Here is a 25,327-nt window from a genome sequence, read left to right on the forward strand (position 1 = left end):
AATGATGATTATTTGTTCATATCGATGTCGATGTTCAAATTATAACCGTTGGTGCGTCGGCCCTGCCTCTGAACCACTCGAATAAGCCCTAATAAACAGGCTTTCAGCTGAGCACAACACCAATAATACCAATTCCATTAAACAATCGATCTATGCAGTTGCTATACCAGCCCCGAACAAAGAGCCTGTTCCACCGACCCGCTTCGGGCTAATGACACTCACCGTATCAGCCTACTGCGAACATTCACTGGATGTTCGTTAGGTTGATACAGCTCGTCACGGCGAGACAAGCTCGCCCCCTCTAACTTCAACACATGACACCCTTGTCATGTGATGGTCGATGGAGCAGATCCCTTTGTCCTCCTTGATGATTCAGATGTCGCCTATTGGCGGCTGTGTTACCTCTGGCACTCTGGCCCAATATCTGATCAGATCTTTAATGTAATTGGTATAAAAGGCGATGAATACCTTGAGCTCGGCGTGAACTTTATTTTTAAAAACACGGAACTTTTTTGAAAATAGAGAAAATAAGCTTGATCTTAATCAGATGTTTAATGAGAATGACTCGTCTTTAGCTTTACTCATTTTTATTATCCAAGGAGTTGTTAGTGAAAACCTTTATTAAGTCATCTGCTCGCCCGCCTAGAAGAGTAATAGTACCTGCCGTAGGACTAGCAGTGGCATCACTCGCCGTTTCTGCACAGGCTCATGCACAAGATGTGACTCAGTTAGACACCATTACCGTACAAGAAGCGCGGGAGCAGGGTTACAAAGCTAATCAATCTGCTTCTAGCAAATACGTTAAGCCATTATTAGATACGCCACAAACCGTGACTGTGGTGCCACAAGAAGTTATGAAAGAGCAGCAAGCACTTAGTTTGCGCCAAGTGCTGTCTAACGTATCGGGTATTACTTTTGATGCAGGCGAGGGTGGTGGCGGCTCCGGTGATAAAATTAATATTCGCGGCTTTAGCGCTAACTCTAATATGCAAATTGATGGCCTGCGAGACAGCAGCCAAAACAATCGTACCGACACCTTTAACATCGAACAGGTAGAGGTACTAAAAGGCCCTAACTCAGTATTTGGTGGTGCAGGAACAACAGGTGGCGCCATCAACCAAGTGAGCAAGGCACCAAAGCTGCGTGACTTTGCCGAAGTTGGCGCAAGCTTGGGCACAGATAACTATCGTCGCCTAACGCTGGATGCTAATAAGACCCTCGATGACGTGGGCGTAGATAGTGCCTTTCGTATCAACTTAATGGCGCACGAAAACGATGTGCCGGGTCGCAATGATATTGACCGCGAACGTTTCGGTATTGCGCCCTCGGTCACTATCGGCCTAAGTGAAGAGACACGCGCCACCCTAAGTTACTTCCACCAAACTGATGACAACTTGCCCGACTACGGCCTACCGGCGCAAGATGGCGAAATCTTGTCCGGTGTGGATCGTGAGTCTTACTTTGGCTGGCGCAACCTTGACGAAGAAAAAATTCAGTCTGACGCAATAACGCTGAAGTTAGAGCATGAGCTGAACGACACTACTCGTATTGAAAACCAAACTCGCTATAGCCGTGTAGACCGCGATACTACAGTTTCTGCTTCGCATATTAGTACTGTTAGAGCAGATGGTAGTGCTCTTCCCGAGGGAAATTACTTGCCCGCCGGTCCGCAAGCTTATCGCCGTGATGCAAAAACTGATCTTTGGGTGAACCAGTTAGGCCTAAGCACCGAATTCAATACCGGCAGCCTTGAACATGATGTATTGGTGGGCGGTGAGATTTCTCGAGAAACCTATGATTTGACCAAGGGAAGCTATGGTGTTGGCAAAGGCACGAATACTTATCCCGATGATGGTTACGATCTTGCTAACCCGCCAGGGAAATGGGATGGCTCTACAAACTATCAGAACAGTGGTGGAACCGACGCCACTTTGAATACCAAGGCTTTGTATATATTCGATACCATCACCTTAGCGCCAAAGTGGGACTTAAGCTTAGGGCTGCGCCACGACTGGATTTCGGGGGAAGCTAGTGATAAGAGCAACGGCGAGACTGTCAGCACCAGTGATAAAATGTTCAGTGGTCGTGCAGGTGTCGTCTATAAGCCTGCCGATAATGGCCGAGTGTATCTCGCTTATGGCACGTCTTTTAACCCAGCGGCAGAAGCACTAGCAACGTCAGGCAGTGTATCTGGTGAAAGTTTAGATCCAGAGAAAAGTAACACTTGGGAGTTGGGTACCAAGTGGGAGCTGCTGGATGGTCGCTTAGGTCTAGATGGCGCGTTATTCCGGGTAGATAAAACCAATGCACGAGAAACTAACGATGTGACCAATGAGCTGGAGCTCGCCGGTGAACAACGGGTACAAGGCGTTGAGCTGGGCTTAACAGGCGAAATTACCGAAGCTTGGAAACTGTTTGCCAACTATACCCTGCTCGACAGTGAAACCCTGTCTTCGGTAGCCCAGCCACAAGATGGCGGTCGGAACCCAGTAGGACAGCCGTTGGGCAATACCCCTCGTAACAGCGCTAACTTATGGACTACGTACGAATTAGTACCTGGGTTAGAAATAGGTTACGGCGCACGTTATGTGGGCTCTCGCCACGTGGCGTCTGATGTTGAAGCTAAGTTAGACAGCTACTGGGTACACAACGCCATGGCTTCTTATCAGGTGAACGATGCCTTTAACCTACAGCTGAATGTAAATAACTTATTTGATGAAGAATACGTAGAGCGGGTGCGTGGCCGTCCTGGTTTGGATAGCCGCAGCTCCGCGGTTGAACTAGGCGATGGCCGTTCAGCAGTAGTGTCAGCTAACTACCGCTTCTAATCTGCGTTGTACGCCTTACGCTATACGCCGTACGTTAAAGATAAACATCATCTTTTTACGTACGGCGTTTAACGTATAGCGTACAGCTTTTAGTAGAGTGATTTATTATGATGTTACATATCCCTAATGTGCTCAGTGCCGAACAGGTGGCCGAGTGTCGAAAGTTACTCTTAGCCGCAGACTGGATTGATGGCAAAAGTACAGCAGGCTTTCAATCATCGATGGCCAAAAATAACTTACAACTCCCAGAAGATAGCGAGCAGGCCCGCTATATCGGTAATATGATCACAACCGCATTATCAAAGAATCCACTCTTTGTAGCCGGAGCTTTGCCAGCTAAAATCTTTCCGCCCTTGTTTAACTGCTATCAAGGTGGTCAGTCGTTTGGGGTGCACGTTGATAACTCAATTCGGTTTAATAGCACTACTGGCGAGCCTATTCGTACCGATTTATCCGCCACATTGTTTTTTTGCGATCCCGATGAATACGAAGGCGGTGAGCTAGTCGTTGAAGACAGTTATGGCGCTCATAGCGTTAAGTTGCCCGCAGGGGATTTAATATTATATCCGTCCACTAGTTTGCATCAGGTGCAACCGGTGACTAAGGGGGCAAGAATTAGCTCGTTTTTCTGGATCCAAAGTATGGTGCGTGACGATGGTCAGCGCAGCTTGTTGTTTGATTTAGACACCAGTATTCAGCAGGTTAATCAGCAACTGGGTACTGATAGCGACAGCAGTATTCAACTGACGGGGGTGTACCATAATCTGCTGCGGCGTTGGGCGTTGTAAGTGGTAGCGCCAAGCGCCCAGCGTCAGGCTCAGCATAGATCTAGGTTTATGTCGGGTTGCTGTTGTTACAAAGAGTATTCGACCTCTTTCAACAAAAAAGCCGACCGGGCTGGTGCGCGGTCGGCTTTCTATTGAGTTAGAGCTTGAAACTAAATATTAACTTACATTTTTTTGTAGCAAACCTTCGGCTTCTTGTGCCGCTTCGTCGGCTTTAGCTTGTGGGCTAAGTGGCATAATTAGATTAAGGATAATTGCCATAATACCGCCGGCGGCCATGCCATTAGAGAAGGTATTCTTCACTAATTCTGGCATAAACTGCAGTATCTCAGGCACTTGGTCTACACCTAGGCCTGCACCAAAAGAAATCGCCATAATAAGCAGTGCACGTCTGTCTAAGCGCTCGCGGGATAGAATGCGAATACCGGCTGCGGCAATGGAACCAAACATCACCAGTGTGGCACCGCCTAATACCGGGTCGGGTATACGCTGCACCAAGGTACTAATGGCAGGGAACAAGCCCATAATGACCAAGATGCCCGCCACAAAGAAGCCGACATAACGACTGGCTACACCGGTCATTTGTATCACGCCGTTATTCTGACTAAAAGTAGATACCGGGAAGGTGTTAAATAACGAGGCTAAAGCCGAGTTAATACCATCACCCAGTACTCCCCCTTTAATACGCTTCATGTAAATAGGACCAGACACTGGCTCGCCAGAGACTTCTGACGTGGCTGTGGTGTCACCTATACCTTCCAGTGCGGTAATTAAAAATACCAGCACCAGAGGAATAAACAACGACGCTTCAAAGCCTAAGCCATATTTAAGCGGGGTAGGGAAGGCAAAGGCGGGAATATCGTCGAATTGAGCGGCTGGTATTTTGCCCAGATACATGGCTAATAAGGTGCCCACCACCATGGCAACCAAAATAGAAGACAGACGCACATAGGCGTTAGGAATGCAGTTCATAAGAATAATGATGCCCAGCACGGTACCGGCTAATGCCAGATTTTGTAGCGAGCCAAACGTGCCGTCACCTAGCGCAGAGTAACCACCCCCTATGGAAGTTAAACCAATCTTAATCAGGGTTAAACCAATCAGTGTCACCACGATGCCGCTGACCAGTGGCGAGATAATACGACGTGTTAAATGTAAGAAACGAGATAAAATAATCTCGGTGGGTGCCGCTAACAATGCGGTACCAAAAATGGCAGCCAACATGACTTCGGTACTTACGCCACCGCCTTTCATTGCTAAGCCACTGGCAATAATAGGGCCTAAAAAGTTAAAGCTAGTACCTTGAATGGACAACAAGCCAGTACCCACTGGGCCAATACGTTTTATCTGAATAAACGATGCCACACCGGTAATCAGCAGCGACATACTAATGATGTGCGCAGTATCCTCGGTAGGAAGCCCCAGTGCCTGGCTAATGATCAGCGGTGGCGTGATGACGGCAATGAACAAGGCCAGCAAATGTTGAACGGCCGCAAACAGCGCCTGAATAATCGGCGGTTTGTCGTGTAGCTTATAGACCAATTCACTCTGGCTAAGCTTGGCTGGTGTTGGTTGGCTCATGGTGTATACATTCCAAAAGTAGAGGTAGCGATAGGGATAATGGCTTAGTTGTTATTCTTATGTACTAATTTCGGCTTTAATGTTTACCTTGTGTAAGGTGATTTGTTTACTTTTGTTATTTGAAACTGGAGTAAATTCAGAATTTTAGGGCGCATAGAGTACGTGAGATAGCAGAGTGAAGCCAATTCAGATTATGCATTAATTTCATTCTAGTATGTGTTTAATTAATAGGTTGGCGCCTTACGTGCGATTTTCGACGAGCTGGTGTTGCTTTCTGGCGAATAGCGTATGGCGTAAAGTTTGGTGTTTGACTTACTACGTAAAGCTTTGTTTCTCGGTTGCTCGCGAGAGTGGTAGAATCTGACTTTACTTGTTTATGGCCAGTTTTTTACAACTTGCCAGTGGAGTTACTGTGGAATTTGAATTTTTTCGCGATCTAAATGGTCATCATCGTGCGCGGTTTAGCATGGGTCACGAAGTAATGGGTCAGTGGCTGACCGATGATGTGAGCTTGGCTGAAGCGGCCGACCTGCTGGCGGTAATGGAACAGCTAGAAGCCGGTACCTTACCGGAGTTTAAGAAAAGTTACGCCGAATGCTCCCTACTGCTGACTAAAGAAGAAGCAGAGATAAGCGCCCACGCATTGTTGTTTGATACCGAATTAGAAGACGGCATGGCCTATTACGACGACGAACACTACGCCGGCTGCGGTCTTGACGACCTAGCCCGAGTACTCAGTCAGTGGCAAGATTTTTGTAGTAATCAGTAAAAACAGCCATAAGCTGTAAGTGATCAGCCGTAAGTTAACAAATCAAAACAAAGCTCCTAGTATTCGGCGGGAACATTGCTTACCTACAGCCGTTGTACAGAGCGAGTTTGGTTTTGCACTGTATTTTTTCTTTTACTTACAGCTGACGGCTTACAGCTTTATCTTACCTCTTCCGCTTTTTATTTTCCCGCGCTGAGTTTTACTGTCAGTACGTTTGCGCTTGGCATTTTTGCTCGGTTGGGTAGGGCGACGCACTTTCACTGGCCGGCCGGCCAATTGTAGTAGGCTGAGCAGTGCTTCCTTAGCGGTTTCCTTGTTCATTAACTGGCTGCGATGACTCTCAACACGGATCATTATCCAACCCGACTCCAGTATGCGATTGTCCTTCATCTTGGCCAACGCCATCTTATAACTGTCAGGCAGGCTGGGGCTATTGACGTAGTCGAAGCGCAGCTGCACTGCCGAGTCGGTTTTATTGACATGCTGTCCGCCAGGACCGCTGGATCGCATGGTAATAAACTCTATTTCTTGAACAGGGATCTGCACGCGCGCAGATAACAATAACATGCTGGCTCCATTGCACTTCTTTGGTGCTTTTAGTGTATCGGCTGCACCAATATCATACCACCCCCCTCATCATCTTCCCGCACTTTCAATATAACTATTTGATAATTAAGTAATAAAAAACTTGGCATGAAGCTTGATAGTTATTAACTGTCACCACAGACGTGCTGGCAAACAAGGAGGGTCACCATGAAGATGATTTGCGCCATTATCAAACCTTTCAAACTAGACGATGTACGCACGGCATTGGCCACTGCAGGCGTCCACGGCATGACAGTGTCGGAGGTCAAGGGCTTTGGCCGCCAAAAAGGGCATACGGAGCTATACCGTGGTGCCGAATACAGTGTCGACTTTGTACCTAAGATTAAACTCGAAATTGCCGTACCAAGCGAGCAGGTGGAGGGGGTCATCGAAGCCATTATGACGGCGGCTCATACCGGAAAAATCGGCGACGGTAAGATTTTTGTGTATGAACTACAGCAAGCGGTACGTCTTCGTACCGGGGAACGAGATATGGAAGCTATTTAAGCGAGGGATGGTCAATGGATACCTTAATTGAAATGAAGTTTGCTCTAGATACCTTTTACTTTCTGATATCCGGTGTACTGGTAATGTGGATGGCAGCAGGTTTTGCCATGTTGGAAGCGGGCTTGGTACGCGCCAAGAATACCACCGAAATACTCACCAAGAACGTACTGCTATTTGCCATCGCTTGTACCATGTATTTGCTGGTGGGCTATCACCTTATGTATTTGAACAATCCCATCGGCGGCTGGTTGCCAAGTCTAGGCGGTTTAATTGGTCAAGTGGAGGATGGCGCGAGCCATGCGCTTGAAGCCGACTTTTTCTTTCAAGTTGTGTTTGTTGCCACCGCCATGTCTATTGTTTCCGGTGCCGTGGCCGAGCGCATGAAGTTGTGGGTATTTCTCGCCTTTAGTGTGGTGATGACTGGCTTTATTTATCCCATAGAGGGCTACTGGACCTGGGGCGGTGGTTTCCTCTCTGAGCTGGGCTTTGTTGATTTTGCCGGCTCCGGTATTGTCCATCTGGCAGGAGCCAGTGCGGCGTTAGCCGGAGTCCTGCTACTTGGGGCCCGTAAGGGAAAATACGGTAAAAATGGCGAGGTTCATCCTATTCCAGGCTCCAATATGCCGTTGGCGACCTTAGGTACCTTTATTTTGTGGATGGGCTGGTTTGGTTTTAACGGTGGTTCGCAATTACTGCTGTCGGATGTCGAAAACGCCACAGCGGTGGCTGGGATCTTTGTTAACACCAATGCCGCGGCGGCAGCCGGTGTTATTGGCGCTTTGGTAGTGACTAAGCTCACTTGGGGCAAGGCCGATCTAACCATGATCCTTAATGGCGCCTTGGCCGGTCTGGTGGCCATTACCGCCGACCCGTTGTCGCCCAGTCATTTGTGGGCAGCCTGTATCGGTCTACTGGCGGGCGTTGTGGTGGTGTATGCCATTGTGGTGCTGGACAAGCTGCGCATTGATGATCCTGTGGGGGCCATTTCGGTACACGGAGTCTGCGGTGTGCTTGGACTGTTGCTGGTACCGGTGGCTAACCCCGACGCCACGTTGTGGGTGCAGCTGGTCGGTACCTTAGTGATCGGTAGTTGGGTATTTGGTGCCAGTTTACTGGCCTGGTATTTGCTCAAGCGGACGATAGGCATCCGAGTGACCGAAGAGGACGAACAGTCGGGTATGGACAAGATAGATTGTGGCATTGACGCCTACCCCGAGTTTGTGACCTTAAAGCGTGGTTGAATACCGTTATAGATAATCGAATATCAATAAAAAAAGGAAACCGACGGGTTTCCTTTTTTTATTGAATTCTTGCGCCAGCGCAAAGACAGGACGCGATAAATTCGACACCATAACGGTAACATTATTGCGGATGAAAACTTTTATCATTTCGATGTGAGTTACTGGTTGCTTCCCATCGACGGCTGAGTATACTGCTGAATGTTAACTATTCTCACTCAACTAAATGGACCTTGATGATGTCTAACAAACTATTCCTGTCTGCAGCAGCGTTATTGGTATCGAGCTTTGCCGGCCAAGCCTTCGCCGAAGAAGTGAACGTGTATTCTAATCGCCAAGACTTTCTTATTAAGCCTATCATCGATACTTTCACCAAAGAAACCGGTATCGACGTGAATGTGGTGTTCATGAAAGACGGCATGGGTGAGCGCTTAGAGCGTGAAGGCCGCTTATCTCCTGCAGATTTGGTGCTAACGGTTGACGTTAGTCGTTTGATGGATGTAGTTGATAAAGGCTTAACGCAGTCGGTTGATAGTGAGGTGCTGAAAGAAAATATACCAGCCCAATACCGTGATGCCGATGGAAAATGGTTTGCCGTGACCACACGAGCTCGTGCTATTTATACCTCAAAAGACCGTGTAGGCGAGCGCCAAGATATTACTTATGAAGAGCTAGCCGACCCTAAGTATAAAGGAAAGATTTGTACTCGTAGCGGCAAACACCCTTATAATGTGGCGCTTACCGCTTCGATGATTGATGAACATGGCGTTGAGTACACTAAAACGTGGTTAGAAGGCTTAAAAGCTAACTTGGCCCGCAAGCCACAAGGTGGTGACCGCGACCAAATTAAAGCCATTAGCGATGGCGTGTGTGATTATGCACTGGGCAACAGCTATTACTACGGCGTAATGTTAAGCGACGAAAAACAGCGTGGTGACGCGGAAGCGGTTTACATCAACTTCCCGAACCAAGAAGATCGTGGCACTCACGTTAATATTTCTGCGGTAGCGCTAACTAAGCATGCCAAAAATAAAGAATCAGCTGTTAAATTGATGGAGTTTTTAGCCGGTGATGAAGCGCAGCACTTATATTCATCAGTTAACCACGAGTACCCAGTTAAACCAGGTGCTAAAGCATCTGAACTGGTCAGCAGCTGGGGTGACTTCGACGCCGATAAACGCCCACTGGCCGATGTAGCAAAGCATGCTAAAACAGCGGTTGAGTTGGTAGACGAAGTTCAATACGACCTTTAAAAAGACGGGGGCAGTGCCCCCGCTTTGAGTTATAGATGAAACGATCTGGTTGGACAGTCAGTAGTTGGGTGCTCGCCTTGCTGCTGACTCTGCCTATAATGGCAATCATATATGAAGCACTGTTACCCACAGAAGATATCTTTCATCATCTGTGGGTAACAGTGCTGCCTACTTATATCAGCAACACCTTTTGGCTAGTACTGCTGGTGATGCTCTTCAGTCTGTTGAGCGGGGTACCCGCCGCTTGGCTAATGGCCATGTGCGAGCTACCCGGCAAGCGCTGGCTACAATGGGCCTTGATCCTGCCCTTAGCTATGCCCTCTTATATTGTGGCCTTTGTTTATACCGACTTACTGGATTTTTCCGGCCCAGTGCAAAGTACCTTGCGCCACTGGTTTGGCTGGCAGTCCGCCGCCGATTACTATTTCCCCCCCATTCGCACCCTTGGCGGAGCCGCCTTTATATTAGGGTTAGTGCTTTATCCTTATGTATATTTGCTGGCGCGTACCGCGTTTATGGAGCAATCCTCCAGCCTTATTCAATCCAGCCGTTTGCTGGGATGTACTCCTTGGCAAAGCTTTAAGAAAATTAGCCTGCCGCTGGCGCGCCCCTCTATTGCCGTCGGGTTATCGTTAGTGGCCATGGAGACGCTTGCCGAATTTGGCACCGTGAATTTCTTTGCCGTAAATACACTGACCACGGCGGTGTATGACACTTGGTTAGGTTATGGCAGTCTAAATGCCGCCGCTAAAATATCTGCCATTATGTTGTTGGTGGTCATGTTGTTATTAAGCATGGAACGCATGAGCCGTAAGCGCCAACAGGTGTTTCAAAAGAGCATGGGGCACGAGCAACAAACCGGTTATCGGCTCACCGGGGGGGCCAAGTGGGGGGCGTTATGCTTTTGCTGGACGCTGGTGGTACTCGGTTTTCTGTTACCCTTTACCATCTTGTGTTATCACGCCGTGCACTATTTTGACCAAGCTTGGAACAGCCGGTTTTTTGAATACAGCTTTAACAGTCTGTTGTTATCAAGCTTAGTGGCGGGCATTGCACTTATGGTCGGTTTGCTGTTGGGTATGAGCCATCGATTAACCGGAAAAACCTACACTGTGCTACCAATGCGCTTGGCCTCTATGGGCTATGCCTTGCCGGGCACCGTACTTGCCATTGGTGTATTAGTGCCGTTAACCAGCCTCGACTTCGCCATTAATGACGCCGCACTTTGGCTGGGCGTAACCGAGCCCGGTTTATTATTTACCGGTACCATGACCGCCATTGCCTTCGGTTATTTAGTGCGCTTTGGCGCCATGGCGATTGGCTCGGTAGAAAGCAGCTTGGGCAAGGTATCGCCGTCACTCGATATGGTGACGCAAACCATGGGCTATAGCCCCAGCGCCATGATGATGAAGGTGCACATGCCACTGATCCGAAAAGGCATGTTGGCCGGTGCCTTGCTGGTGTTTATTGAATGCATGAAAGAGTTACCGGCAGCACTGTTGCTTAGGCCTTTTAACTTTCAGACTTTGGCCACCTACGTATATCAGTTTGTATCTGACGAGCAGTTAGAACTAGGCGCTTTGCCCGCTATTGTGATTGTGCTAGTGGGTCTAGTACCGCTGATTTTCTTGAACCGATCATTGGAGCAACAACACTGATGGCGGCATTAGATGTAAAAAATTTAACCTGTAGTTATAACGGCAAAGCGATATTAGATGATCTGTCGTTACAGGTAGGCGAAAACGAAATCATGTGCCTACTGGGGGCCAGTGGTTGCGGTAAGACCACCTTGCTAAAGGCCATTGCGGGCCTGCTGCCTGTTACTCAGGGAGAAGTCCATATTCACGGCCAGCAAATGAATGGCAATGGTATTGCCGTGGTGCCTGAACGGCGCAACATTGGCATGATTTTTCAAGACTATGCGCTGTTTCCCCACTTAAACGTGGCCAAAAATGTTGCCTTTGGACTGCAGTGTAAAGAAAGTAATAAGGCGTTGATCAAAAAGCGGGTAGCCGAAGTCTTAGAGTTGGTGAACTTAAGCGATTTGGGTGATCGTTATCCCCATCAATTGTCTGGCGGTCAGCAACAACGAGTCGCCATCGCGCGTGCGATGATTGGTCAGCCACAACTGATGTTGTTGGATGAACCCTTTTCTAACATTGATACTCAGGTGCGCATGCGTCTGATCAGCGAAATTCGTGACTTGCTAAAAGGGCAGGGTATTAGCGCTATTTTTGTAACCCACAGCAAAGAGGAAGCCTTTGCTTTTTCTGATCGAATGGCATTATTTCAAGCTGGGCACATTGAACAAGTCGGCCGTCCTCAAGCGTTATATCAGCAACCACAAAGTCGCTTCGTTGCCGATTTTTTAGGGTTGGCAAATTATGTGCCGGCGACCGTTATCGACGCCAGCACCTTACTGACGCCTATTGGCCAGATTGCCAGCCAAGCGGCACTTAATGCCGACCCCGGCACCAGTGGTCAATTAATGTTACGGCCGAGCCAAATTCAGCTGTCATTAACCGAGCAAGGCAACGGCCGCGTCGTTGAGCAGCAGTTTTTAGGCACTCACACCCGCTGTGTTGTGGAATGCCAAAACCTGCGCTTAGAAGTCAGTACCAACGACCCGCTGCCCGCAGTGAGCCAGGTGCATGTAAACGTTCTCCCCCACGCGCTTACCTTCTTCCCCGAGCAGCAAGCACAACAAGTGCAACGGGCGGTGGCTTAGGCGCTACGCGCAATGTTGAATGCTTAATTATTAATGTTGAATGAGGGCCCATTAAACATTGTCGTTATAGCTTGGCGCAGATAACACTTTTTTATCTGTTACTGACAGCTTAAAGCTGACCGAAGGGCTTTGGGTTATAATGCCCCATTTGGAACAATGAAGAGAGTGAGACATGACCGCACAAGCTGGCATTTGCGCCGAACCTAATCTGCACGCCCATTATTTAATGTTTAATATCTTGCCTGAAGGTAATGTCAGCGTGGTTAACGCCTTGGCGAAAATTCCCGCCTTGTGGCAAGAACTCGAGCAAGAATATCCCGATGCTAACTTTTCTGGCTTAGTCGCCATTGGCAATCAGGTTTGGGATGAGTTGTACCCAAACGCTCGACCAACAGAGTTGGCGGCATTTCCTGCCCAGCAGCAGGGCCAGCGTGTTGCCCCGGAAACCCCGTTTGATCTGTTTTTTCAATTGCGATCCGATAGGCTCGACGTGGCTTATATTGCCGTGCAAAAAGTGATGGCGCTGTTGGCTGGCATAGTAGAGCTAAAAGACGAGCGCCAAGGTTTTCGTTATTTAGATTGTCGAGATATGACGGGCTTTGTAGATGGCACCGAGAACCCGCAAGGGGAAGACCGAGCACAAGTGGCACTGGTGCAAGAAGGGCGCTTTGCTGGCGGCAGCTACATTCATGTGCAGCACTATCGACACAAGATGGCGCGTTGGCAAAAACTGGCTATCACCGTTCAAGAAGATATTTATGGTCGTACCAAGCCCGACAATATTGAGTATGAATCGGCACAAAAAGCGCCTACTGCGCACACTAAAAGAACCAGTCTAAAAGATGCCGCGGGCAACAACATGGAAATTTTGCGGCAAAGCATGCCATGGGGCACCGCCAACGCACAGGGACTGGTGTTTATTGCTTGCTGTAACACGCCGGTGAACTTCACGCGCATGCTAGACAGTATGTTTGTGCCCGATGACCAAGGCCATTTCGATCACCTTACCCTGTTTACCCAAGCCGAAACCGGCGCCGCTTTTTTTGCGCCAGACCAAGAGTGGCTGAGCAGTAAAGGCGACATAACGTAGAGAGTCGAGCACCAAGCGGCCAGCTTTAAGATAAACACCGTTTTTATGCTGTGTTTTTTACCGTCATCCCAAAGCATATCGCGATGACGGTTGTCATGGTGTTTGATAGAGACCATATTGTGCACGCCGGTTGAGCGAAGATGCATGGACCTGGTTTTTAGCTTGGCGCTGCTTATAGCTTAAACATATTGCTCAAACAGCTCGAGTACGCTTTTATATAAAGTGGTAATGGGGGTGTCGTTGGTGGGGGTGATAAAAATGGTATCGTCGCCTGCAATCGTACCCAGAATACCTTCAGCCTTGCCCAGAGAGTCCAACATGCGCGCAATAAGCTGCGCCGCACCAGGGCTGGTATGAATAACAATCAGCGCACTGTTATGGCCCACATCCAACACTAAATTCTTTAATTGGCTGCTACTGGTCGGTACGCCAAGCTCAACTGGCAGGCAATACACCATTTCCATTTTGGCATTGCGAGTGCGCACCGCGCCAAACTTGCTGAGCATGCGCGACACTTTCGACTGGTTAATATTATCAAACCCTGCATCCTGCAACGCCGTCACAATTTCTGCTTGAGAACCAAAACGTTCTTCGTTGAGTAAGGCTTTAAATACCTTAATCAGATATTCTTGTTTTTCGTTCATATTTTGCAGCCGACTAAGCGTGGTTGAATGTGGCATATTGTCTATCCATCGTGGTTTTTTATCAAGGATTAGTCATTTATATTGCATAAAAATGCAAGATTAGCTTGCATTAACCGCCATGCAAAATAAAATCAGTCAAACACTCTGACATTTGATGTGAATATAGCGCATGGGCATAGAATTCAGCGGCATCTGTAAGTCTTGGTCTGGTCAGGAAATTTTAAGCCAGGTATCGTTAAAATGCGATGCTGGTGAGACATTAGTTCTGCTTGGGCCGAGCGGGGCAGGTAAAAGTTCGTTATTACGACTGATGAACCTGCTGGATATTCCGGACTCGGGCGAACTAACCATCGCCGGTCAAACATTTTCCTTTCCTGACTCTCACCAAGGGTTACTGCAAAAACGCGCTCAAAAATTGCGTAGCAAGGTGGGCATGGTGTTTCAGCAGTATCATTTATGGCCCCACCTCACGGTGGAACAAAATTTACTGGAAGCACCCATTAAAGTGCTGGGCATGGAGAAGAACGCAGCGCAAGATAAGGCAGCACAGCTGTTAAGCCAGCTGAAGCTGAGTGATAAACGTAATGCTTGGCCGGGTGCTTTGTCTGGTGGCCAGCAACAGCGAGTGGCCATTGCGCGCGCCTTGATGATGGATCCTGCCGTGCTATTGTTTGATGAGCCAACGGCGGCACTGGATCCGGAAATTACCAAGGAAGTGGCCGAAATTATTTTGCAGTTAGGAAAAACGGGGATCACGCAGGTGGTGGTCACCCACGAAGTTGGATTTGCCCGCCGAGTGGCGAGTAAAGTGGCCTACCTAGAACAAGGCCGTTTAATCGAGTACGGTGATGCGAGCTTGCTTGATCATCCGGACACCCAGCGACTCACTGAGTTTTTAACACATTAAGGCTCTTCGGGCAGCGGTAAGCTTTAAGCGGCAAGCTGTCAGCTAAAGATAAGCATCTAGCGTTTGTAGTCCCGCGCTTTAGCTGCGGGTCTTGTGGAGCAAGATGGATTTAAAAAAATTCCCGCTGAGACGGGACTGCAGCTGAAGCGCAGACTACAAAAGGCAGATCCTGACCTGCGTCAGGAAGACGACTTAAAGACACACACCGCCCGTTGTTGGTTTGTGCCCTATGCCGTCTTACCGGACTTGCTCCGGTATCTGCTCTATGTTTAAAAGGCAGATCCTGACCTGCGTCAGGAAGACGGCATAAAAACCAATACGGCACTTTGATTGGTTTTATATTTTGGATTTTTTGCCACGGAAGAACACGGAACGCACGGAAAAATGAAGATGAGATAAAAGCGAAAAATTATTAGGAGTTAAAACCTGACATGCGATAAGTTATTTTCGCCTTTAATCTGCTTCTTAGTTCATTTTTTATTGTACTCTCGTAACAAAGAGTTGTGGCAAAAATAGATTTTAGGTTTTGAACTTAGCTTACAGCTTACAGCTTACAGCTTACAGCTTACAGCTTACAGCTTATGGCTTACATCTGCCCAAAGGGCAAAATGACAATAAGGACATTATCTTGAACAAAACATTATTATCTTTGGCGCTGTTAGCTGCCACGGGCATGGCTCATGCTGACGAAGTGAAGTTTGTCACCAATGCCGCTTATGCACCGTTTGAATTCGTTGATGAAAACAACGAAATGCAGGGCTTCGATATTGATCTGGCCAAAGCCATTTGTGAAGTGCAGCAAATGAACTGTAGCTTTCATAACCAAGCTTTCGATAGCTTGATTCCAAGCCTTAAGTTCCGTCGCTATAACGCTGCTATTGCCGCGATGGACATCACCCCTGAACGTGCCAAGCAAGTGGACTTCAGTGATATTTATTACGAAAACTCCGCGGTATTTGTCACGCCAACCGATAAGTTCGACAACCTAGATGGTCTGCAGAAAGAAACGGTGGGCGTGCAAAACGGTACTTCCCATCAAAAATACATCCAAGATAAATTAGAAGCAGACGGCATGGCGGCACGCGCTTATCAAAGTGTGCAAGATGCCCTGCTCGACATGAGTAATGGCCGTATTAACGCCGTGTTTGCCGACACCGCCGTAGTGGGTGACTGGTTAGCTAACAATGAAGGCTATGCGGTATTAGGCGAGCGTATTACCGATGATGATTACTTTGGCACCGGCTTTGGTATTGCGGTAACCAAGGATAACCAAGCGTTGTTGGATCAGCTCAATAAAGGCCTAAGCCAGTTAAAAGATAACGGCACTTACGACAGCCTCTATCAAAAGTATTTCCCTCAGTAATATGCTAACTCATCTAATGAATGCCAGCCTGATGACCTTGGGGCTGGCATTGGTGTCATTGGCGGTGGGTTTGGTGCTGGCCATTTTGTTCTGTGGTGGAGAAATGAGCCGCTTTGCGCTATTGCGCTGGCCGGTGACTTTGCTTACTACAGTGCTGCGTGGTCTGCCCGAAATACTGGTGGTATTTTTCATTTATTTTGGGTCTACCCAAATACTATTTTTAATCACTGGCCAATACATAGAGTTCAGCCCCTTTTGGTGTGGTGTAACGGCGTTGTCTTTGTTGTTTGCCGCCTATTCGGCGCAAACACTGCGTGGCGCATTAAATGCGGTGCATAACGGTCAGCGCCAAGCGGCACAAGCGCTGGGCTTGCCAAAGCTTTACATCTTTACTCACATAGTGCTGCCGCAAACATGGCGTCATGCGTTACCGGGGCTGAGTAACCAGTGGCTGGTATTGCTAAAAGATACAGCGTTAGTGTCTTTGATTGGTGTGCACGATTTAATGTATCAGGCCAAGGCCGTGGCTTCTCGTACTTATGAGCCCTTCACTTGGTATGCCATAGCGGCGCTTATTTATTTAGTGATTACCGTGCTTAGTCAACAAGGGCTAAAGCGGCTGCGAACTCGGGTAACGCGTTATGACTGATTGGTTTAGCTATCTACCCACCTTGCTGCAGGGAGTGAGCATTACCCTACAGATCACGGCTGCTGGTTTGCTGCTGGGGCTGATCATTGCGCTCACCTTAACCTGGATTTTGGAACAAAACATTCCGGTGCTGGCGCAGCTAACCGAAGGCTATTTGTTATTACTCACCGGCACGCCTTTGCTGGTACAAATATTCTTAGTTTATTACGGACCGGCGCAGTTTGACTGGATAAAAAATAGCTGGATGTGGGCTTACCTGCGCGAGCCGATGTTTTGCGCTATTTTGGCGCTGGGCATGAATGCAGGTGCGTATACTTGCCGGCTATTTAAAGGCGCGCTAGATGTGATACCCAAAGGGGAGACCCTCGCTTGCCAAGCGTTAGGCATGAACAACTGGCAAACCCTGAGCGTGAAGCTGCGCCATGCCATGCGTCGCGTAATCCCGGCTTATTCCAACGAAGTGGTATTGGTACTTAAGGGCAGTTCGTTGGCCAGCACGATTTCCATTATGGAAATTATGGGACTGGCACAACGAATAAACGGTCAGACTTACGATACGCTCGCGGTATTTGGCTTAGCCGGGGCAATCTATCTGGTGCTTAATGGTGTGCTTACTCTGTTGTTCCGTTTGCTAGAGAAAAGGGCGCTGCGCTTTCAAACGCACCAATAATGTGTGTATAGGTTTATATTCGGGATGTGACTTATAAACTCCTTGACCTCACAAAACATAGGTTTCACATTGCCTTAACTATTGTATTTTTACAGTGCTTTCGCTATGTTGCTAAAGTATTAGGAAACGTCTAACAACCCAATAATAACGGAGTTCAGCTATGAAAGTTGCCGTACTTGGAGCCGCCGGTGGTATCGGTCAGGCTCTGGCCCTGCTGTTAAAAAATAACCTGCCTGCCGGTTCTGCATTAAGCCTGTACGATATCGCACCCGTTACCCCAGGTGTTGCCGCTGATCTCAGCCACATCCCAACGCCAGTAAGCGTAGTGGGTTTTGGCGGTGAAGATCCAACGCCTGCACTAGAAGGTGCCGACATAGTTCTGATCTCTGCGGGTGTAGCGCGCAAGCCAGGCATGGATCGTGCCGACTTGTTTAACGTGAACGCCGGCATCGTAAAAAATCTGATTGAAAAAGTATCGGTTACTTGCCCTACAGCGTGCATCGGCATCATCACCAATCCAGTAAACACTACGGTTGCTATTGCCGCTGAAGTGCTGAAAAAAGCCGGCGTGTACGATAAGAACAAGCTGTTTGGTATTACTACACTGGATATTATTCGCGGTGAAACCTTTGTAGCCGAAGCCAAGGGCCTGAACGTAGCTAACGTTAAGGTACCTGTTATCGGTGGCCACAGTGGTGTAACTATCTTGCCACTATTGTCTCAGGTTGAAGGTGTTTCTTTCTCCGATGAAGAAGTCGAGAAAATGACTCATCGCATCCAGAATGCCGGCACCGAAGTAGTTGAAGCTAAAGCTGGCGGTGGTTCTGCCACGCTGTCTATGGGTCAAGCTGCTTGTCGTTTCGCGCTGTCTTTGGTGAAAGCCATGGAAGGTGAAAAAGACGTAGTAGAGTGCACTTACGTAGACGGTGGCAGTGAACATGCTCAGTTCTTCGCACAGCCTGTACTGTTAGGTAAAAACGGCGTAGAAAAAGTACTGCCGTACGGTAAGCTAAGCGCGTTTGAAGAAGCGGCAATGAACGACATGCTGGACACCCTAAAAGGCGATATCGCTAAAGGTGTAGAATTCGTTAAGTAATAACCTGCGAATTTAGTCCATTAAAAAAGGGAGCCGAGGCTCCCTTTTTGCTTTATATGAATCGTAAGGGGTGAAGCAAAGCGCCCAGTAACCAGAAAAACCAAGGGCTAAAGACGCTTTGCAACGGAATCCACAGAACCCACGGAAAAATAGAGATTAAATCTGAAAAGATATTTTATTAGTAAGGCCAAGCCCTTCGAGCAGCAGTAGGCCGTCAGCTATAAGCCGGAAGTTAAAAGACAAACACCGTCTTTAATTAGTGATCTGTGTTTATGTAGGGTCCAATTCATTGGACCAAAAACTAGGGCTCGGCTTCAAGAGGCCCAATGCACCTACCTAAAATATGCGGCCACATAACAAAAAAGGATAGCGGCTAGCGCTATCCTTTTCTTTAACTTACTGCTTACAGCAGCCCTAAGAGCTCAGGTTACTGAGCCATGATAGGGCGTTTCTTATGTTGTAACACTAGGCCGATCAAGCAGACTATCGCCGTCGCTATGCCTATCGGTTTGCTGTATACCACGGGTAAATTGAAACCAATGGCGTTAGTCATGATGTAAGACACTGTGATAGCCGTGCCGATCACTGCAGGCAGACTGGCCACCCAGTGGAAAGTGCCGCGGTCGAACAAGTATTTGGTAGCGAGCCACAGTACGCTGGTAGACAACAGCATGTTTGAGAATGCGAAATAACGCCAAATTAACGCAAAGTCTAAGAAGGTCATCAAATAGGCGATACCCAATAAAGGCGCTGCCAATGCCAGTCTGTTTAGGGTCGTTTGTGAGATCTTAAACGCATCCATAATGGTTAGGCGTAATGAGCGAAACGCCGTATCGCCAGAGGTAATTGGGAACACCGCGACTGCCAGAATTGCCATTACCCCACCTACCACACCCAGATAACTGGTCGCAATATGGTTAACCACCAAGCCAGGGCCACCTTGTGCCAGCATGGCTTTCAGCTCTATATAACCACCAGGGAAGGCTGCAATACCCGCCAACGCCCATACACAGGCCACTATGCCTTCACACATCATGGCGCCATAAAACACTGGGCGCGCATACTTCTCATTGGTTAGACAACGAGCAATCATTGGCGATTGAGTGGAATGAAACCCACTGATCGCGCCACAGGTAATGGTTAAAAATAATAACGGCCATACGGGTAAACCATCTGGGTTGGGCGTTAATAAGTCTTCATGGCTATGGCTATCAAAGTAAGCAAAAGCATCACCAAACTGGGGCAAGTGCGGTGCTTCTAATAACAAGGCACCAGCAATTAAAGTGGTCATCACAATCATCAACAAACCAAACAGCGGATACAGCTTGGTGATAATTTTATCGATAGGTAGCAAGGTTGCTAAAAAGTAGTAGCCTAAAATAACCAATACCCAAAAGCTGTTACCGGCTAAAATCGTCCCTTCAAAATAGGATAGATTACTCAATAGCCCTGCTGGGCTCATAATAAAAACCACGCCGACAAAAAACAGCAGCATGGCAGTAAACACCAGCATAATGCCTTTGAAGACCACGTTGTAATAGTGGCCGGCAATTTCCGGTAAGCTTTTTCCGTCTTCTTTCAGGCTCATTACACCCGAAAAGTAGTCATGTATTGCACCACCCAGCACGTTACCAATCACGATCCACACCAAGGCAATGGGACCATACATGGCGCCGAGAATAGGACCAAAAATGGGGCCGACACCGGCAATGTTCAAGAATTGAATTAAAAACGCTTTAGCTGGGCTGATGGCAACATAGTCAACACCGTCATCTAGGCGTTGCTGAGGAGTAAGGGCTGTGGGGTCTATGCCCGCTTGTTTTTCAACAAAGGGACCGTAAAATTTATAGCCTAGTATTAGTATGGTAATACTGATAAAGAAAATAAGCATGTAGCAAATTCCTTATTGTTTTAAATGCTTAAGGGGTAAAATTGGCAGCAAGGTAGCACGGTATCTCGTCACTGAATACTAGATTATAGTCGTAGGTTTTGCTTGTTGAAGGTGGCTAACGACAACGCCCAGCGCTAAGCACCAAGCTAAACACAGAGTCGCGATCCTTATCTGCATCAGCAAGACGGCATAAAGGACAACCCGAACCAATCTGCTTATTCAGATCTGAGCTCTATTTTTCCGTGTGTTCCGTGGCAAAAAAAGTCTTTAGTCACTTGGTTTAGCTTACCGCTACCCGCAAGGCAATCACATCTGCTGATTCAAGCCCATGGCCCAGAAGTCGATTTCTAGGCGAGTAGCATCGTTAAAAATGCGGCTTAGCTGCTTAAAACGAGCGGGAGTCACATCGGCCAGTCGCTCGTTAAGCCATTCTAGCTCCGCTTGAGCTGCCGCCTGAAACTCGGCACTTTCGTACATGGCCAACCAGGCTTCATAAGGATTATTGTCGCCACGCACCGTAGTGGGTTGTGCTATTAACCAACGTGCTACTTCTGCATAGCCCACTAAGCAGGGTGCCAGTGCTACATGCATGTCCAACAGATCACCACGGTTACCGGTATCCAATACATAGCGCGTGTAGGCAAGGGTAGCTCTGGCCTCAGGCAAATCGACCAAGTCTTGCTCGCTAATACCCCATTCTTTGCAATAGTTGATATGCAGACACAGCTCAAGATCGATAATGGCATCAAACCCGGCTTTAGCATGGCGTAAGTCTGCCAATGTAGGGCTCTTATAGGCGGCTAATGCAAAGGCACGACCAAACTGGATGAGAAACAAATAATCTTGTTTTAAATAATGACGAAACGCCTGGGGCGCCAAGGTGCCATCACCGAGTTGGCGAACAAATTCATGCTCTATATAAGCGCGCCAAGGTTTTAGGTTTTCTTTTTTAAAGTCATCAAAGGTAAAGCTCATTTTATGTCCTTTTATAAATGCGCCATAGACTCCCACTAGACTGTGATCTTGATCATGTTTGGGAGGGTGATCCATTTTGGACATATTCCTGACAAGATCAAGGGCTTAACAGCAGCCTTCAGATAGATCAAAAGCTACCGGAGCAAGTCCGGTAAGACGGCTTAAATATAACTGCCAAACCAACCTGCATATTCAGTCTCTATTTCGCCTGTCACTTTTGTTTGGGTCTTGTCTCAGCCCTAACCATCAAAATCTCTTTCAGATCTGATCTCTATTTTTCCGTGGATTCCGTGTTCTTCCGTGGCAGATATATTTTTAGACTCTGTTTGGTCTTTAGGTTTTAAAGATTTTAGCCTGCGGCAAAATGCGAGAGCAAGCGTCCGCCTACAAACCCAGATCAGATACCGGAGCAAGTCCGGTAAGACGGCTAAAATACAGAGCTTACTAAAAGCGGTATTTATCTTTTACTGACAGCTTAAAGCTGCCCGCAGGGCGCGGGTTTTAGGTTTTCATTGTCGTGCTAGTGCTTAATGCGTATACTTTCACCCCGTCTTGAATTCCACACTTCTTTCGTTTCCTAGCTTCTTCAGGTTCTACATGACAACTAAATATATTTTTGTTACTGGCGGGGTTGTGTCGTCCCTGGGTAAAGGCATTGCAGCCGGTTCCCTGGCGGCCATCCTCGAGGCTCGTGGTCTTAATGTGACCATTATGAAGCTGGACCCCTACATTAACGTAGATCCAGGTACCATGAGCCCGACCCAGCACGGTGAAGTCTTCGTGACCGATGACGGCGCTGAAACCGACTTAGATCTTGGCCATTACGAACGGTTTATTCGTACCAAGATGACCCGTCGTAATAACTTCACCTCTGGCCGCGTATACGCGGACGTGCTGCGCAAGGAACGACGTGGCGATTATTTGGGCGCAACCATTCAGGTGATCCCGCACATTACCAACGCTATTAAAGAGCGGGTGATTGCTGGCGCCGAAGGACATGACGTCGCCATTGTTGAAGTGGGCGGTACGGTTGGTGATATTGAATCATTGCCGTTCTTGGAAGCTTTGCGTCAGCTGGCTGTCCAAGTCGGACGCGAAAATACCCTGTTTATGCATCTGACGCTGGTTCCTTATCTGGCGGCAGCCGGTGAAGTGAAAACTAAGCCCACTCAGCATTCGGTAAAAGAATTACTGTCTATCGGTATTCAGCCCGATATTCTGATTTGTCGCAGTGACCGCGTTATTCCGGCAAACGAGCGCGCCAAAATTGCGCTGTTCTGTAACGTAGTCGAAAAAGCCGTTATTTCGCTGAAAGACGTTGATTCTATTTATAAGATACCAGCAATCTTGCGCTCGCAAGGGTTGGATGAATTGGTTGTTAAGCGCTTTAACCTAGATTGCCCACTCTCAGATTTATCCGAGTGGGAACAGGTAATTTATGAAGAGGCTAACTCAACTGGCGAAGTAACCATTGGCATGGTTGGTAAATACACCGAGCTGCCTGATGCGTATAAGTCAGTTAATGAAGCCCTAAAACACGGCGGCTTAAAAAATCGTCTGACGGTAAAAATTAAGTATATAGATTCACAAGATCTTGAGAGTAAAGGCGAAGCCATGCTTGAAGGGCTTGATGCCATATTAGTACCAGGCGGTTTTGGCCCTCGTGGTATTGAAGGCAAAATTATGGCGGCTCGTTACGCCCGCGAGCAGCGCGTGCCTTATCTCGGCATTTGTTTAGGCATGCAGGTGGCACTCATTGAATATGCCCGTAACGTCGCAGGCCTAGAAGGCGCGCATTCGTCAGAGTTCAATCCAGAAAGCCCTTATCCTGTCGTCGGTCTGATCACCGAATGGCTGGATGAAGAAGGCACGGTAGAAGTACGTGACGAAAAATCAGACTTAGGCGGCACCATGCGTTTGGGTGCGCAGCTCTGTCACTTGGAGCCCGGCTCTAAGGTGCATGCACTCTATGGTTCAGACACTATTTATGAACGTCATCGCCACCGTTATGAAGTTAACAACCGCTTGCTGCCTAAAATAGAAGCGGCCGGCATGAAGGTAACGGGACGTTCGGCAGACAAGAAACTGGTCGAGATTATTGAAAACCCGGATCATCCTTGGTTTGTTGCGGCGCAATTCCACCCGGAATTCACCTCTACACCTCGGGATGGCCATGGCTTGTTCGCCGGTTTTGTAAAGGCGGCCGGTCAATATCAGCAGGGAGAGCTGGAATAACCTAATCTCACGGCCGAGCCTTACCTTAAGGCTCGGCCGTATTTTTTAGTGCTTTATCCCGTTTTTACCTTTCAACGAAGAGGAAGTTAGAGAATGGCTAAGATAGTTAAAGTAGTCGGTCGTGAAGTTATCGACTCGCGTGGCAACCCAACAGTAGAAGCTGATGTATATCTAGAAGGTGGCTTTATGGGCCGCGCGATTGCGCCATCAGGTGCTTCTACCGGTTCACGCGAAGCATTGGAACTGCGTGATGGTGATAAGTCTCGCTACTTGGGTAAAGGCGTACAAACTGCCGTATCCAACATCAACGACCAAATAGCCAAGACTCTGATTGGCAAGGATGCCACCAAGCAAGCCGAAATCGATCAGCTGATGCTTGACCTCGATGGCACCGACAACAAGGCAAAATTGGGTGCAAACTCTATTCTTGCCGTGTCTCTTGCCGTGGCAAAAGCCGCTGCACTGGCCAAAGGTGTACCTTTGTACGCATGGATTGCCGAGCTAAACGGCACGCCAGGTAAATACTCTATGCCACTGCCGATGATGAATATCATTAACGGCGGCGAGCACGCCGACAACAACGTCGACATTCAAGAGTTTATGATCCAACCCGTTGGCGCTAAAAATATTAAAGAAGCCCTGCGTATGGGGGCAGAAGTGTTCCACAGCTTAGCTAAAGTACTAAAGGCAAAAGGCCTGAGTACTTCAGTAGGCGACGAAGGTGGCTTTGCCCCGGATCTTGAGTCTAACGAAGCGGCATTAGTTGCTATTAAAGAAGCGGTTGAACAAGCCGGTTATGTGTTGGGTAAAGACATTACACTGGCCATGGACTGTGCAGCTTCTGAGTTTTACGACAAAGAACAAGGCAACTACAACCTGAGCGGCGAAGGCAAAGTGTTCACCGCCAATGAGTTTACTCATTATCTGGAAGAGTTGACTAAGCAATATCCGATAGTATCCATCGAAGATGGCTTAGACGAGTCTGACTGGGACGGTTTTGCTTACCAGACCAAAGTGCTGGGCGACAAGATCCAACTGGTTGGTGACGACTTGTTTGTGACTAACACCAAAATCTTGCAAGAAGGTATCGACAAAGGTATCGCTAACTCTATCTTGATTAAGTTCAACCAGATTGGCACCTTAACCGAGACTCTAAACTCGATTCAAATGGCACAAAAAGCCGGTTATACCGTGGTGATTTCGCACCGCTCAGGTGAAACCGAAGACACGACGATTGCCGACTTGGCTGTGGGTACCTGTGCAGGTCAAATTAAGACCGGTTCTATGAGCCGTTCAGACCGTGTTGCTAAGTACAACCAGCTGATCCGTATCGAAGAAGAGCTGGGTGCAAAAGCCCCGTTCAACGGTTTGTCTGAGATTAAAGGTCAGGCTTAATTCGCCGGCGGCACACTCTAGCGCAGTTAATTGGCCAAGCTTATCCAAGCTAAAGAATTGCCTAAGCTGAATATGAAACCCCGCCCCGTGCGGGGTTTCTTTTGTTCGGCGCTCGAATATGGGAAACTAGCGACCTAC

At 48.0% G+C, this 25,327-nt stretch carries 21 protein-coding genes; 16 read left to right on the forward strand and 5 right to left on the reverse strand.

Annotation, left to right across the window (positions count from 1 at the left end; genetic code table 11):
* Nucleotides 1–608: 608 nt before the first annotated feature.
* Nucleotides 609–2,828 (forward strand): TonB-dependent receptor, encoded by a 2,220-nt coding sequence (locus ACFQ1C_RS07780; protein ID WP_379558043.1) that lies wholly within the window; start codon nucleotides 609–611, stop codon nucleotides 2,826–2,828.
* A gap of 107 nt (nucleotides 2,829–2,935) precedes the next feature.
* Nucleotides 2,936–3,616 carry a Fe2+-dependent dioxygenase gene (locus ACFQ1C_RS07785; protein ID WP_379558044.1) on the forward strand — a complete coding sequence of 227 codons (681 nt, stop codon included), beginning with the start codon at nucleotides 2,936–2,938 and terminating at the stop codon, nucleotides 3,614–3,616.
* Between the two features lie 156 nt (nucleotides 3,617–3,772).
* Here ACFQ1C_RS07785 and ACFQ1C_RS07790 read toward each other — a convergent pair whose 3' ends face one another.
* Nucleotides 3,773–5,194, reverse strand: a complete 1,422-nt coding sequence (locus ACFQ1C_RS07790; protein ID WP_379558045.1) for a uracil-xanthine permease family protein — start codon at nucleotides 5,192–5,194, stop codon at nucleotides 3,773–3,775.
* Between the two features lie 412 nt (nucleotides 5,195–5,606).
* Between ACFQ1C_RS07790 and ACFQ1C_RS07795 the strand changes: the two genes are divergently transcribed.
* Nucleotides 5,607–5,963 (forward strand): YacL family protein, encoded by a 357-nt coding sequence (locus tag ACFQ1C_RS07795; RefSeq protein ID WP_379558046.1) that lies wholly within the window; start codon nucleotides 5,607–5,609, stop codon nucleotides 5,961–5,963.
* Nucleotides 5,964–6,113: 150 nt separating this feature from the next.
* Here the strand turns inward: ACFQ1C_RS07795 and arfB are convergent, their stop codons facing one another.
* Entirely contained in the window at nucleotides 6,114–6,530 is a 417-nt protein-coding gene (arfB, locus tag ACFQ1C_RS07800; RefSeq protein ID WP_379558047.1) for an alternative ribosome rescue aminoacyl-tRNA hydrolase ArfB, read from the reverse strand.
* Nucleotides 6,531–6,716: 186 nt separating this feature from the next.
* Here arfB and ACFQ1C_RS07805 point away from each other — a divergent pair, with 186 nt between their 5' ends.
* The 6 genes from ACFQ1C_RS07805 to ACFQ1C_RS07830 all read left to right on the forward strand — a co-directional run bounded on the left by ACFQ1C_RS07805 (nucleotide 6,717) and on the right by ACFQ1C_RS07830 (nucleotide 13,364).
* On the forward strand, nucleotides 6,717–7,055 hold the full coding sequence (locus tag ACFQ1C_RS07805) for a P-II family nitrogen regulator (RefSeq protein WP_379558048.1): 339 nt from the start codon (nucleotides 6,717–6,719) through the stop codon (nucleotides 7,053–7,055).
* Nucleotides 7,056–7,069: 14 nt separating this feature from the next.
* The gene (locus tag ACFQ1C_RS07810) at nucleotides 7,070–8,296 is read left to right on the forward strand and encodes an ammonium transporter (protein WP_379558049.1); all 1,227 of its coding nucleotides are present in this window, start codon (nucleotides 7,070–7,072) and stop codon (nucleotides 8,294–8,296) included.
* Between the two features lie 236 nt (nucleotides 8,297–8,532).
* Complete coding sequence (locus ACFQ1C_RS07815; protein WP_379558050.1) at nucleotides 8,533–9,546, forward strand: Fe(3+) ABC transporter substrate-binding protein; 1,014 nt, start codon at nucleotides 8,533–8,535, stop codon at nucleotides 9,544–9,546.
* A 35-nt stretch (nucleotides 9,547–9,581) separates the two neighbouring features.
* Nucleotides 9,582–11,204, forward strand: coding sequence for an ABC transporter permease (locus tag ACFQ1C_RS07820; protein WP_379558051.1), 1,623 nt, complete (start codon nucleotides 9,582–9,584; stop codon nucleotides 11,202–11,204).
* Nucleotides 11,204–12,274, forward strand: coding sequence for an ABC transporter ATP-binding protein (locus ACFQ1C_RS07825; protein WP_379558052.1), 1,071 nt, complete (start codon nucleotides 11,204–11,206; stop codon nucleotides 12,272–12,274). The genes ACFQ1C_RS07820 and ACFQ1C_RS07825 overlap by 1 nt, the downstream gene beginning before the upstream one ends.
* 172 nt (nucleotides 12,275–12,446) lie before the next feature.
* Nucleotides 12,447–13,364, forward strand: a complete 918-nt coding sequence (locus ACFQ1C_RS07830) for a Dyp-type peroxidase (RefSeq protein ID WP_379558053.1) — start codon at nucleotides 12,447–12,449, stop codon at nucleotides 13,362–13,364.
* Nucleotides 13,365–13,543: 179 nt separating this feature from the next.
* On the opposite strand, the gene argR is transcribed toward ACFQ1C_RS07830, so the two are convergent.
* A complete protein-coding gene (argR, locus tag ACFQ1C_RS07835) occupies nucleotides 13,544–14,044 on the reverse strand; it encodes a transcriptional regulator ArgR (RefSeq protein WP_379558054.1) in 501 nt (166 codons plus the stop codon).
* Nucleotides 14,045–14,177: 133 nt separating this feature from the next.
* Here argR and ACFQ1C_RS07840 point away from each other — a divergent pair, with 133 nt between their 5' ends.
* The 5 genes from ACFQ1C_RS07840 to mdh all read left to right on the forward strand — a co-directional run bounded on the left by ACFQ1C_RS07840 (nucleotide 14,178) and on the right by mdh (nucleotide 18,693).
* Nucleotides 14,178–14,915: an ATP-binding cassette domain-containing protein gene (locus tag ACFQ1C_RS07840; protein ID WP_379558055.1), complete on the forward strand. Its 738-nt coding sequence runs from the start codon at nucleotides 14,178–14,180 to the stop codon at nucleotides 14,913–14,915.
* A 673-nt stretch (nucleotides 14,916–15,588) separates the two neighbouring features.
* Nucleotides 15,589–16,278 carry a transporter substrate-binding domain-containing protein gene (locus ACFQ1C_RS07845; RefSeq protein ID WP_379558115.1) on the forward strand — a complete coding sequence of 230 codons (690 nt, stop codon included), beginning with the start codon at nucleotides 15,589–15,591 and terminating at the stop codon, nucleotides 16,276–16,278.
* Nucleotide 16,279: 1 nt separating this feature from the next.
* A complete protein-coding gene (gene artQ, locus ACFQ1C_RS07850) occupies nucleotides 16,280–16,927 on the forward strand; it encodes an arginine ABC transporter permease ArtQ (protein WP_379558056.1) in 648 nt (215 codons plus the stop codon).
* Nucleotides 16,920–17,597 (forward strand): arginine ABC transporter permease ArtM, encoded by a 678-nt coding sequence (gene artM, locus ACFQ1C_RS07855; RefSeq protein WP_379558057.1) that lies wholly within the window; start codon nucleotides 16,920–16,922, stop codon nucleotides 17,595–17,597. The genes artQ and artM overlap by 8 nt, the downstream gene beginning before the upstream one ends.
* A gap of 160 nt (nucleotides 17,598–17,757) precedes the next feature.
* Nucleotides 17,758–18,693 carry a malate dehydrogenase gene (gene mdh / locus ACFQ1C_RS07860; protein WP_379558058.1) on the forward strand — a complete coding sequence of 312 codons (936 nt, stop codon included), beginning with the start codon at nucleotides 17,758–17,760 and terminating at the stop codon, nucleotides 18,691–18,693.
* Nucleotides 18,694–19,120: 427 nt separating this feature from the next.
* Here the strand turns inward: mdh and ACFQ1C_RS07865 are convergent, their stop codons facing one another.
* The gene (locus ACFQ1C_RS07865) at nucleotides 19,121–20,584 is read right to left on the reverse strand and encodes a carbon starvation CstA family protein (protein ID WP_379558059.1); all 1,464 of its coding nucleotides are present in this window, start codon (nucleotides 20,582–20,584) and stop codon (nucleotides 19,121–19,123) included.
* A gap of 306 nt (nucleotides 20,585–20,890) precedes the next feature.
* On the reverse strand, nucleotides 20,891–21,634 hold the full coding sequence (gene tenA, locus ACFQ1C_RS07870; protein WP_379558060.1) for a thiaminase II: 744 nt from the start codon (nucleotides 21,632–21,634) through the stop codon (nucleotides 20,891–20,893).
* Nucleotides 21,635–22,156: 522 nt separating this feature from the next.
* Between tenA and ACFQ1C_RS07875 the strand changes: the two genes are divergently transcribed.
* Together ACFQ1C_RS07875 and eno are read left to right on the forward strand one after the other, a co-directional pair.
* A complete protein-coding gene (locus tag ACFQ1C_RS07875; protein WP_379558061.1) occupies nucleotides 22,157–23,794 on the forward strand; it encodes a CTP synthase in 1,638 nt (545 codons plus the stop codon).
* Nucleotides 23,795–23,887: 93 nt separating this feature from the next.
* Nucleotides 23,888–25,189: a phosphopyruvate hydratase gene (eno, locus tag ACFQ1C_RS07880; protein ID WP_379558062.1), complete on the forward strand. Its 1,302-nt coding sequence runs from the start codon at nucleotides 23,888–23,890 to the stop codon at nucleotides 25,187–25,189.
* Nucleotides 25,190–25,327: the final 138 nt, after the last annotated feature.

The sequence above is a fragment of the Oceanisphaera ostreae genome, from assembly GCF_042676125.1.
GTDB lineage: Bacteria > Pseudomonadota > Gammaproteobacteria > Enterobacterales > Aeromonadaceae > Oceanimonas > Oceanimonas ostreae.

Coding starts and splice junctions, on each gene's coding strand:
- ACFQ1C_RS07785 (WP_379558044.1), top strand. CDS start 2,936: ATGATGTTACATATCCCTAATGTGCTCAGTGCCGAACAGGTGGCCGAG.
- ACFQ1C_RS07790 (WP_379558045.1), bottom strand. CDS start 5,194: ATGAGCCAACCAACACCAGCCAAGCTTAGCCAGAGTGAATTGGTCTAT.
- arfB (WP_379558047.1), bottom strand. CDS start 6,530: ATGTTATTGTTATCTGCGCGCGTGCAGATCCCTGTTCAAGAAATAGAG.
- ACFQ1C_RS07805 (WP_379558048.1), top strand. CDS start 6,717: ATGAAGATGATTTGCGCCATTATCAAACCTTTCAAACTAGACGATGTA.
- ACFQ1C_RS07810 (WP_379558049.1), top strand. CDS start 7,070: ATGGATACCTTAATTGAAATGAAGTTTGCTCTAGATACCTTTTACTTT.
- ACFQ1C_RS07815 (WP_379558050.1), top strand. CDS start 8,533: ATGTCTAACAAACTATTCCTGTCTGCAGCAGCGTTATTGGTATCGAGC.
- ACFQ1C_RS07820 (WP_379558051.1), top strand. CDS start 9,582: ATGAAACGATCTGGTTGGACAGTCAGTAGTTGGGTGCTCGCCTTGCTG.
- ACFQ1C_RS07825 (WP_379558052.1), top strand. CDS start 11,204: ATGGCGGCATTAGATGTAAAAAATTTAACCTGTAGTTATAACGGCAAA.
- ACFQ1C_RS07830 (WP_379558053.1), top strand. CDS start 12,447: ATGACCGCACAAGCTGGCATTTGCGCCGAACCTAATCTGCACGCCCAT.
- argR (WP_379558054.1), bottom strand. CDS start 14,044: ATGCCACATTCAACCACGCTTAGTCGGCTGCAAAATATGAACGAAAAA.
- ACFQ1C_RS07840 (WP_379558055.1), top strand. CDS start 14,178: ATGGGCATAGAATTCAGCGGCATCTGTAAGTCTTGGTCTGGTCAGGAA.
- ACFQ1C_RS07845 (WP_379558115.1), top strand. CDS start 15,589: ATGGCTCATGCTGACGAAGTGAAGTTTGTCACCAATGCCGCTTATGCA.
- artQ (WP_379558056.1), top strand. CDS start 16,280: ATGCTAACTCATCTAATGAATGCCAGCCTGATGACCTTGGGGCTGGCA.
- artM (WP_379558057.1), top strand. CDS start 16,920: ATGACTGATTGGTTTAGCTATCTACCCACCTTGCTGCAGGGAGTGAGC.
- mdh (WP_379558058.1), top strand. CDS start 17,758: ATGAAAGTTGCCGTACTTGGAGCCGCCGGTGGTATCGGTCAGGCTCTG.
- ACFQ1C_RS07865 (WP_379558059.1), bottom strand. CDS start 20,584: ATGCTTATTTTCTTTATCAGTATTACCATACTAATACTAGGCTATAAA.
- tenA (WP_379558060.1), bottom strand. CDS start 21,634: ATGGATCACCCTCCCAAACATGATCAAGATCACAGTCTAGTGGGAGTC.
- ACFQ1C_RS07875 (WP_379558061.1), top strand. CDS start 22,157: ATGACAACTAAATATATTTTTGTTACTGGCGGGGTTGTGTCGTCCCTG.
- eno (WP_379558062.1), top strand. CDS start 23,888: ATGGCTAAGATAGTTAAAGTAGTCGGTCGTGAAGTTATCGACTCGCGT.